Annotated in this window: 7 protein-coding genes and 2 pseudogenes; 5 read left to right on the top strand and 4 right to left on the bottom strand. The window is 68.6% G+C overall.

All coding sequences use genetic code 11. The features are described 5' to 3' along the window. Positions 1-323: 323 nt before the first annotated feature. Positions 324-743: pseudogene (locus ABT001_RS31485) on the top strand (hypothetical protein); the annotation flags it as partial. 58 nt (positions 744-801) lie between these two features. Further along, entirely contained in the window at positions 802-1,041 is a 240-nt protein-coding gene (locus tag ABT001_RS31490) for an aldo/keto reductase (RefSeq protein ID WP_351284649.1), read from the top strand. Positions 1,042-1,066: 25 nt separating this feature from the next. On the opposite strand, the pseudogene ABT001_RS31495 reads toward ABT001_RS31490, so the two are convergent. From ABT001_RS31495 to ABT001_RS31505, 3 genes and pseudogenes are all read right to left on the bottom strand, one after another. Then, positions 1,067-1,290 (bottom strand): annotated as a pseudogene (locus tag ABT001_RS31495) (acetyl-CoA C-acetyltransferase); the annotation flags it as partial. A gap of 214 nt (positions 1,291-1,504) precedes the next feature. After that, positions 1,505-4,021, bottom strand: coding sequence for an excinuclease ABC subunit UvrA (locus tag ABT001_RS31500; RefSeq protein ID WP_351284651.1), 2,517 nt, complete (start codon positions 4,019-4,021; stop codon positions 1,505-1,507). 23 nt (positions 4,022-4,044) lie between these two features. Then, positions 4,045-4,578 carry a pyridoxamine 5'-phosphate oxidase family protein gene (locus tag ABT001_RS31505; RefSeq protein WP_351284653.1) on the bottom strand — a complete coding sequence of 178 codons (534 nt, stop codon included), beginning with the start codon at positions 4,576-4,578 and terminating at the stop codon, positions 4,045-4,047. A gap of 384 nt (positions 4,579-4,962) precedes the next feature. Here ABT001_RS31505 and ABT001_RS31510 point away from each other — a divergent pair, with 384 nt between their 5' ends. Beyond that, the gene (locus ABT001_RS31510) at positions 4,963-5,850 is read left to right on the top strand and encodes a GNAT family N-acetyltransferase (protein ID WP_351284655.1); all 888 of its coding nucleotides are present in this window, start codon (positions 4,963-4,965) and stop codon (positions 5,848-5,850) included. A gap of 299 nt (positions 5,851-6,149) precedes the next feature. On the opposite strand, the gene ABT001_RS31515 is transcribed toward ABT001_RS31510, so the two are convergent. After that, complete coding sequence (locus ABT001_RS31515; protein ID WP_351284656.1) at positions 6,150-6,335, bottom strand: hypothetical protein; 186 nt, start codon at positions 6,333-6,335, stop codon at positions 6,150-6,152. 49 nt (positions 6,336-6,384) lie between these two features. On the opposite strand from ABT001_RS31515, the gene ABT001_RS31520 reads away from it, so the two are divergent. Then, positions 6,385-6,687 carry a hypothetical protein gene (locus ABT001_RS31520; protein WP_351284657.1) on the top strand — a complete coding sequence of 101 codons (303 nt, stop codon included), beginning with the start codon at positions 6,385-6,387 and terminating at the stop codon, positions 6,685-6,687. A 990-nt stretch (positions 6,688-7,677) separates the two neighbouring features. After that, positions 7,678-8,573 (top strand): beta-ketoacyl synthase N-terminal-like domain-containing protein (locus ABT001_RS31525; RefSeq protein ID WP_351284659.1); only part of this gene is annotated, 896 nt, incomplete at its 3' end.

Below are 8,573 nucleotides of genomic sequence, written 5' to 3' on the forward strand. Positions count from 1 at the left end.
TCCCCGAACCCGGCCCGGTGGCACCGATCGGAGCCAGGACCGAGACCCCCGCCCCGTCGATCCTGCTACGCCAACTTCTCTGTTCTTCCGCCCCCTCAGCTTCCCCCTCCGGGACCGCGCAATCCGGAATACGGGCACCGCGTCCGGCGCACGGCATCCATTGAAACCGCACCTCACCCGCGAAGGGAATAGCACTGGTCCACATTCGCCAATGTGAGCTAATTAGTATGAATATTGCGCACGCTGGAATCGATACGCACTCCCAAAAGTGCCCACCGCGTACGCCGCGGCGCATTCTCCGTCGCACAACGCGCCCCAGGTACATGCACCCGCGACAGCGGTACGGACCGGTAGTGAAGGCACGTCGGCGAGCCCGGCTCCCGCCGGGCGGGAGCCGGGCCAGAGGGTGTTGGCCGCAACCACTGAACGCCCCTGGGCGGCGAGTTACGCGTCGTGAGGATCGGGCACGGCACGATGAGGCTGACCGGCTGGCCGAAGGGCGACCCGCCCGGCCGGGAAGCGGCGCTGACCATTCTGCGCCGGCCGTGGAACACGGAGTGAACCACATCGACACCTCGCACTACCACGCGCGTGACGGGGTGGCGGCCAACGAACTGATCCGCGAGGCGCTGCGTCCCTACCCGGAAGACCTGATGATCGTGACCAAAGTGGGAGCGCTGGTCGAGGGCTCCGATGCCGCCCCGCCCGCCGAGGAGAAGACCGGTCTCGCCCCCGGCAACCTACGCCGTGGCGTCGAGGGGAACCTTCGTACGCTCGGCCTGGATCGCCTGGACGTGGTGAATGTGCGGATGGGCGACCTCGACCGCGCCGGGACGCCTTGGCCGCACTCTGGAGGCCCTCCTCGCGCTGCGCGAGGAGGGCCTGATCCGTCATCTGGGTGTCTCCGACGTCACCGCGGCGGAGTTCGCCGAGGAGGCGGTCAGAATCGCGCCGATCGCCTGCGTCCAGAACCACTACAACCTGTACCGGCGGGATGAGGACCCGAGGTTGAGCCCGGAGGACATCTCCGAGCTCGGTTGACGCACACTCGGTGAGCACCCGGCTCTCAGAGGCGTTCGATGATGGTGACGTCGGCCTGGCCGCCGCCCTCGCACAAGGTCTGGAGGCCGTAGCGGCCGCCGGTGCGTTCCAGTTCGTGCAGGAGGGTCGTCATCAGTTTGGTGCCGGTGGCGCCCAGGGGATGACCGAGTGCGATGGCGCCGCCGTTGACGTCACCTTGTCCGGGTCGGCGCCGGTCTCCTTCAGCCAGGCGAGGACGACCGGCGCAGTGAGAATCCCGAGGCGCATGCTGTCTCACTCCAACTGGCAAAGCCGCAGCTCAGCACGAGATCCACGGTCAACTTCACTCCGACAGGACACACGAAGATACGCGGCGGCTCGGGCTTGCCCCGGTCCCGGTGCAAGCCATGCGTGGCCCGTGGCGAACGAACAGCCGCCGCGGACCACGCATGCGACCCTGCCGGTAGTGCCGGCACGCCGTGAGTCAGCGCCGAGCGTCCTCCGAGGCATCCAGGAGTGGCAGGCCGGCCGCGTACCGGCGCAGGTATCGCGAGGTGGGAGTGTCCGCGCCGGCGACGGTGTCGGGGCTGCCCTGCGCGACCACTGCGCCTCCGTTGGGGCCGGCTCCCGGTCCGAGGTCGATGACCCAGTCCGCGGACGCGGCGACGGGGATGTCGTGTTCGGCCACGACGACGGTGTTGCCGGAGTCGAGCAGCATGTCGAGCGCGTCGACGACCCGCTGGATGTCGGACGGGTGCAGGCCCGAGACGGGTTCATCGAGGATGACGAGGCCGGCCTTGCGGCTCGCCGCGCCGCGCTGGATCGCGGACGCGAGTTTGAGGCGCTGGGCCTCGCCGCCGGACAGCTCGGTGGCGCTCTGGCCGAGTCGGAGGTAGCCGAGCCCGACCCGGTCGAGCGCAGTGAGGGTCTCCGCGAGCTGCCGGGGTTCGGTGAAGACCTCCCCGGCCTCGGCGACGGTCAGGTCCAGCACCTGGTCGACGGACAGCCCCCGGTAGGTGACCTCCAGGGCCTCGGTTCCGTAGCGCCGGCCGTCGCACGTGTCGCACACCACCCACATGTCGGGGAGGAAGTGCATGTCGACGAGCCTGCGGCCGTAGCCGGTGCAGGTCTCGCAGCGGCCGCCGGTGGTGTTGAAGCTGAACCAGGATGCGTCGACGCCGCGTGCGCGTGCCGTATCGGTGGCGGCGAACAGTTTGCGGACGATGTCGAACGCCTTGCTGTACGTGGCCGGGTTGGATCGCGGCGTGCGCCCGAGGGGTTCCTGGTCGACCACGGCGACCCAGCCGAATCCGTCGAGTCCAGTCACCTCGCGCACGGTGTCGGCGGCCGTGCCTTTGAGGGCGGCCGCCGCGCCCGCAGCGAGTGCGCCCAGGACGCTGCTCTTGCCGCTGCCGCTGACCCCGGTCAGGCAGGTGAGCCGCCCGGCAGGGAGGCGCAGCAGCTCCGCGGCCGTGTTGTGAGCGCGCAGGCCGTGCAGTTCCACCCAGTCGGCGTCATCGCGGACCGGACGGGGGGTACGGCGCAGCCGCGGCCCGTTGCCGGCCAGGTAGCGGCCAGTGGCCGAGGTGGGGTTGGCTGCGACCAGGGCGGGTGAGCCAGAGACCAGGACCTCGCCGCCAAGGCGGCCCGCGCCGGGGCCCATATCGACGATCCAGTCGGCTCGGGCGATCAGTTCGGGGTCGTGTTCGACGAGGAGGACGGTGTTGCCGGCTTCGCGCAACTCCAGGGCGATGTCGAGGAGGTGATTCTTGTCCGCCGGGTGCAGCCCGGCGCCGGGTTCGTCCAGGACGAAGATGACGTCGCTCAGCTCGGTGCCGAGCTGAGCGACGAGCCGGGTGCGCTGCAACTCACCGCCGGACAGTGTGGCAGCGCTGCGGGACAGCTGCAGGTGGGCCAGACCGAGCCGGTCCAGGAGGCGGATCCGGCGTCCGAGGTCTTGCAGCAGGGGCTCGCCGACGGTGCGCTGCCGAGTGTCGAGGGAGTCGGCGACGTGCCCAGCCCAGCGGCGGAGCTCGCGTACATCCACGTCCAGCAGCTCGGGGTAGGTCAGGCCGCCGAGACGTACGGACCGGGCGACCCGATCGAATCCGCTGCCGTGGCAGATTCCGCAGGGCTGCTTGCGCATGTACGGGAGGTAGCGCTGCTTGGCGTCGGCCGTCTGAGCGTTGACGAACACCCGTTCCACCTCGGCGAGAGCTCCGCGCAGCGGTTGGCTGGAGGTGTAGGTCGTACGAGCTGTCTCGTTCTTGTTCGGGATGTCGATGGTGGCCTCGACCGCCTCCTCGCCGGTGCCGTACAGGACTTCGTGTTGGAAAGCTGCGGGCAGCGACTGCCAGGGGCGGTCGAGGTCCACGCCGCGTTTGGCGGCGAGTGCGGGGACGAACACGTGCTCCCCGGACCGCCATTTGGCGTACCAGGGGGAGGCGCCTTCGAAGAGGGGGAGGTCCGGGCGGGTGATGACGAGGTCTTCCTGGGCATGCCAGCGTCCGCCGGCGCCGTGGCAGTCCGGGCAGCTGCCTTCGGGGGTGTGGCGGTCGAAGTGCGCAGTGGTCAGGGTGCCGGCGTCCGCGGCCGGGGTCGTGTCCGTGCCGATCCGCGGGAGGCGCGAGTAGAGCAGTCCGAGGTGGCCATCGATCCCGGTGATGGTGGCGATCGTGGAGCGGGGGTTGCGGTTCAGGCGGCGCTGGTCGACCGCGAGTGTGGCGCTGAGGCCGAGGATGCGGTCGACCTTGGGGCGGTTGCGCTGGGTGATGTATTGGCGTACGAACGGCGAAAGGCCCTCCAGATACCGCAGTTGGGCCTCGCTGTGCAGGGTGTCGATGGCGAGTGAGGTCTTGCCACTGCCGCTGACGCCGGTGAAGGCGACGAGGCGGCCTTTGGGGATGCTGACGGACACGTCGCACAGGTTGTTGGTGCGGGCGCCCACGACGTCGATGGTGTCGCGCGTCTTGCCTGCCCCGGCAGCGTGTGGGGCCGGCATGCGCGTGTCTGGTACGGGCGGGGTCACGCCTTGTCCGCCTTCCCGCCGAGCTTGGCGAGGTCGGGGGCGAACACGGCCATCCACTGGGGGTGCAGTCGGTAGAAGACCACGTCGTTTTCCCAGTCGAAGGCGTCGTCGCCATAGAAGTCCCGGAAGTAGGCGAGCAAGTCCGGCCAGTCGGCGGCCTGCTCGCCGTCTCGGGGGTTGAGGACCTCCGCGGTGCCGTGGGTGAACACGCCCAAGTCCTCCCCGCGCATGTGCGCGGCGCTGACGGCGGGCCGGGCGGCGAGGTGCCGGGCCTTGGCGGCGCTGCGCGCAGTGCCGAAGTGCCATTTGCCGTGCAAGAAGTGCCCGTCCACGCCGCTGACCCGCGGCTCGCCCTTTGCCGTCACCGTGGACAGCGCAAGCGTGCACATGCCAGTAAGCACACCGGTGAGCTGCTCGGCGGTGAGCGTGCGCTCGCTGCTGATGATCGATCGTAGGTGCGCCGTGGAGCGGGCGAGCGAGGCGTCGAGAAGGGCTTGGAGCCGGTGGAGATCGTCGGATGTCTCACGCATGAGGGTCCTTGTCTGTTAGTCGTCCCGGCCCGCGCCACCACGACACCGACCGGCGCCCCCACTGTCTCCACAAAACTCGACATCTTCTGTCGTATTTCTTGCCGCGTCCTCTGCACCCTGCCTGGGTTCCCCCATCAGCCCCGCAACCCCCCACGGGGTGGACCACCTACTCAGACAGCACGGCTTGCCGGTCCTCAGCGCCAGAAACACAGCCATGATCGAGGCCGTCACCACGCTCCCGCCCATCGTCGTCGCCGATCTGTTCGACCTCGGACCAGCCCGCTGCAGGACTCGTACATGCCCGCGCTGGACGAGGGGGGCGGTTCGTGGCGGAAAAGCGTTGAGGAAGCGGTCCCGGGTCGAGGTTGTCCGGGATCATGAAGCATGCTCCTGGATGACTGGCACCTCACCCAAGACGTCGACGACTTCCTCACTCAAGCCGGGGACTTCCTGTCCTCGCGCGCCGCCCTGCACAACACGCCGCTGACGGACATCGAGAAGTTGCGGATACAGAGGGCGACCGATCACGACGGGCACGGCGCCGTTTTCGGCCGACTGGAGTCACAGAGCGAAATTCGCGCGATCTTCTATCTCACTCTCCGAGGACGCCTGGGCCTCACGCCTCTCTCCGTCGCGGAAACTGACACCCTCGCTGCGCACCTGGCTGGCCTCGGCTACTCACCCGCCCACGTCATCGCGGACCGCGACACCGCTGGTGCCTTCGCCGAGTCATGGCAGCAGCACACGGGCGCGGCCCCGGAAGGGTTCTGGAGAACGCATCTCTACCGTCTCGGCACGCTCACCCCACCGCAGCCGCGACCGAAAGGCCAGGGGCGCCTCACGGACGGGAAGGACCGTGAGCAAGTCGTGCGCTGGTGCCGTGAATTCTGTGTCGACGTCGGGGAGCAGCGCTCCATCGACTTGATCGACGCCGGTGCATGGGACGACTCTCGTTTCGGCGACAGGCACTTCACGTTCTGGGAAACCCAGGACGGCGCCCCAGTCTCGATGGCAGCCGCGACCTCGGTCATCGGCGGCATGGTTCGGATCGACCCCGTCTATACCCCGGCCCACCTCCGCGGCTGCGGCTACGCGGGAGCTGTGACGGTCGAGGCGAGCAGGGGCGCGCTCGCCTCGGGGGCAACGGACGTTGTCCTGTTCACGGACCCGGACAATCCCACAAGCAACGCGCTTTACCAACGCATTGGCTATGTCCACGTCGCCGACTTCGCCGGGTACAAGTTCTCCTACGGCGCGCCAGAGGCCGGATGAGGGGCATCCTTGAACAACAAATAGAGCATGGATCGCATACCAGCAACGCAAGGCCCCGGTCTCGGGACGAAAAGTCATCGCCGTCGACGGCAAGACACTCCGCGGCTCCCGCACCACCGGGCGGACGGCCACCGCCCTGATCGCCGCCATGACTCACAGCGGGCAGGTTCTCCGAACGACAGATTGACGGCAAGAGCAACGGGATCCCGGCCTTCGCCCCGCTCCTGGACGGCATCGACCTGACCGGTGCCGTCATCACGGCGGACGCCCTGCACGCCCAGCACGACCACGCCGCCTACCTACACGAACGCGGGGCTCACCATCTGGCCGTCCTGAAGCGGAGCCACCCCGCTCTCCATGAGAAGGTCCGCCGCCCGCCCTGGCGTGGCATCCGCCTGGACCACTACGAACGCGGACGGGGCCACCACCGCGACGAGATCCGCCGTCTGAAGACGGCATCGTTCGCCCACCTCGACGGCACGCACGCCAGGTCCTCCAAGTCGTCCGCTCGAGACGTGACCTGGGCCGGGCAAGTTGACGAACGAGCGGATCTACCTGGTCACGAGCCTGCCGCCCGGAGCGGCCGAGGGCAGCGAACTCGCGGCCTGGATCCGAGGCCAATGGCGCATCGAGAACCAGCTGCACCATGTCCGCGACCGCACCTTCCACGAGGACGCCTCGAAGGTCCGCACCCGCAACCTTCCCCGCGTCATGGCCGGCCTACGTAACCTCACCATCGGCACCCATCGCCAAAACGGCCACACCGTCATCGCCGCAGCCCTCCGCCGCACTGCCCGCGACCACTTGCGACCCCTCACCGCCCTCGGACTCACCTGACGAACTCGGACACAAGGACACTCTTCAAAGACCCTGGCCAGCCTCCGGGAACACAGGTCGATGACGGTCGCGAGGTAGAGCGGCCTCGCGCCGTTGACCGGCAGGTAAGTGATGTCGCCGACGTAGTCTTTGCGCAGGATGTCGCGCTCTTCCTCCAGCTAGCGGATCCCACGGGGATTCCGTTGTCCTGGACCATCAGGATTCGAGTGTCTTCGGTGCCCAAAACCCGGGGTCAAGGCTGTGGGGCAAAGACTTCCCCACCGAACATCAGGCGGGGACGGAAAGCGGTGGGCGTATCCATCCTGCGGTGCCCAGCCGATCGCCGCCGCGGGTCGATCGTACGCAGGTCGGAGGGGCAGTCGTAGGGGGTGTGCTGCTCCGATTCGGGGTACGGGGACGGGGCCGACAAGGCTAGTTTCCCCACCGTCGGCGGGAGTGGCCTCGCCGACTCTCGGGGGGGGTGCATGCAGGACACCGTCGAAGCGATCGTTTCCGGGAGGTCCGCACCGACCGCGTTCGCTTCGCCGCCGGTTCCCGACAGCTCCTTCGGCGCACCGGCCCACGCCGAAGGAGCCGTCCTGTTCGACGTCATCGCCACCCGAACGAAGAGCCGCGAAGTCCATATACGTGGAGCATGTGCCGACGCCTGCCGTTGGCCTGGACGAATGCTCGTCGCCGCCATGGCCTGGCTGCTCCCTCTGCAGCACCGTGTGGTCGATCTTCGAGCCGATGCCAGCCTTCGGCTTCCTGACGCCGAAGCCGCGACACCTCATCTGGGAAGAGGCCGCCCGTCCCGGGCTGGTCGAGCACATGCAGGACGACTCGGGCTGGGCACCGGCGCGGGTTTCTCCGCGTACTCGGTGTGGCCTGTGACCGCCTGACCGCGGGCGTGGTTAGGGGGCGGCGGCCCGCCGTTAAGGGGGCTGTCGCGGGCGGGCCTGTCTAGGGTCCGGACTGAAGTGCGCGACCGGCCGAGCGGCGAGGTGACCCGTGACCAACGAAAAGCAGCTTGTCGACTACCTCAAGCGGATGACGACGGACTTGCGGAGCGCCCACCGCAGGATCCGGCAGTTGGAGGACGCGCGGTCGGAGCCGATCGCGATCGTCGGGATGGCCTGCCGCTACCCGGGCGGGGTCACCACCCCCGAGCAGCTCTGGGAACTCGTGCGGGACGGCCGCGACGCGGTGTCGGCCATGCCGGAGGACCGCGGCTGGGACGTCGCGGGTCGGCACGCCCCCGGATCGGATCGGCGCGGCACCTTCGACAGCGCGGAAGGCGCTTTTCTCGACGACGCGGCCAGCTTCGACGCGGGGTTCTTCGGGATCTCGCCCCGGGAAGCGCTCGCGATGGACCCGCAGCACCGGTTGTTGCTGGAAGTGTCCTGGGAGGCGGTGGAGAACGCAGGCCTACCGGCGGAATCGCTGAAGGGCAGCCGCACCGGCGTCTTCAGCGGCCTGATGTACCACGACTACGCCGGCGATCCCACGACCGTTCCCGACGAGCTGGAGGGCTACCTCAGCACGGGGGTCGCGGGCAGTGTGTTGTCAGGGCGGGTGTCGTATGTGTTGGGTCTTGAGGGTCCTGCGGTGACGGTGGATACGGCGTGTTCGTCGTCGTTGGTGGCGTTGCATCTGGCTGTTCAGTCGTTGCGTTCGGGTGAGTGTGATCTGGCGTTGGCGGGTGGGGTGACGGTGATGTCGACTCCGGGTGTGTTTGTGGAGATGTCCCGTCAGGGTGGGTTGGCTGGGGATGGTCGGTGTAAGTCGTTTGCTGAGGGGGCGGATGGTACTGGTTGGGGTGAGGGTGTTGGTGTGTTGGTGGTGGAGCGGTTGTCGGATGCGCGGCGGGCGGGGCGTCGGGTGTTGGCGGTGGTGCGGGGTTCGGC

Source organism: Streptomyces sp. NPDC002793, from assembly GCF_040295485.1.
In the GTDB taxonomy this organism is placed as follows: domain Bacteria; phylum Actinomycetota; class Actinomycetes; order Streptomycetales; family Streptomycetaceae; genus Streptomyces.